1 protein-coding gene is annotated in these 1133 nt (G+C 65.1%); it reads left to right on the top strand.

Features of this window, described 5'->3' with window-relative positions; genetic code table 11:
• Window positions 1-1133: elongation factor Tu (tuf, locus tag HNQ01_RS22115; RefSeq protein ID WP_173807665.1), on the top strand; the 1133-nt coding region annotated here is incomplete at both ends.

Below are 1133 nucleotides of genomic sequence, written 5' to 3' on the forward strand. Positions count from 1 at the left end.
CGGACCAAGCCGCACGTCAACGTCGGCACCATCGGTCACGTGGACCATGGCAAGACCACCCTGACGGCAGCGATCACGACCGTTCTGTCGAAGAAGTTCGGCGGTCAGGCCAAGGCCTATGACCAGATCGACGCCGCTCCGGAAGAGAAGGCTCGCGGCATCACGATCAACACCGCCCACGTCGAGTACGAGACGGCCAACCGCCACTACGCTCACGTCGACTGCCCGGGCCACGCCGACTACGTCAAGAACATGATCACCGGCGCCGCCCAGATGGACGGCGCGATCCTGGTCTGCTCGGCCGCCGACGGCCCGATGCCCCAGACCCGCGAGCACATCCTGCTGTCGCGTCAGGTCGGCGTGCCGTACATCATCGTCTTCCTGAACAAGGCCGACATGGTGGACGACGAAGAGCTGCTGGAACTGGTCGAAATGGAAGTGCGCGAGCTGCTCTCCAAGTACGACTTCCCCGGCGACGACACCCCGATCGTCAAGGGCTCGGCCAAGCTGGCCCTCGAAGGCGACACCGGCCCGCTGGGCGAGCAGGCCATCATGGCCCTGGCCGACGCGCTGGACTCCTACATCCCGACGCCTGAGCGCGCCGTCGACGGCACCTTCCTGATGCCCGTCGAAGACGTGTTCTCGATCTCCGGCCGCGGCACCGTCGTGACCGGCCGTATCGAGCGCGGCCTGATCAAGGTCGGCGAGGAAATCGAGATCGTCGGCATCCGCGACACCCAGAAGACGACCTGCACCGGCGTCGAAATGTTCCGCAAGCTGCTCGACCAGGGTCAGGCTGGCGACAACGTCGGCATCCTGCTGCGCGGCACCAAGCGTGAAGACGTCGAGCGCGGCCAGGTGCTGTGCAAGCCGGGTTCGATCAAGCCGCACACCCACTTCACCGGTGAGGTCTACGTGCTGTCGAAGGACGAAGGTGGCCGTCACACCCCGTTCTTCAACAACTACCGCCCGCAGTTCTACTTCCGCACGACCGACGTCACCGGCGCCATCCAGCTGCCGGAAGGCAAGGAAATGGTCATGCCGGGCGACAACGTGTCGATCGAAGTCAAGCTGATCGCCCCGATCGCCATGGAAGAAGGCCTGCGCTTCGCCATCCGTGAAGGCGGCCGCAC

It is taken from the genome of Sphaerotilus uruguayifluvii, from assembly GCF_013294065.1.
In the GTDB taxonomy this organism is placed as follows: Bacteria; Pseudomonadota; Gammaproteobacteria; order Burkholderiales; family Burkholderiaceae_C; genus Sphaerotilus; species Sphaerotilus uruguayifluvii.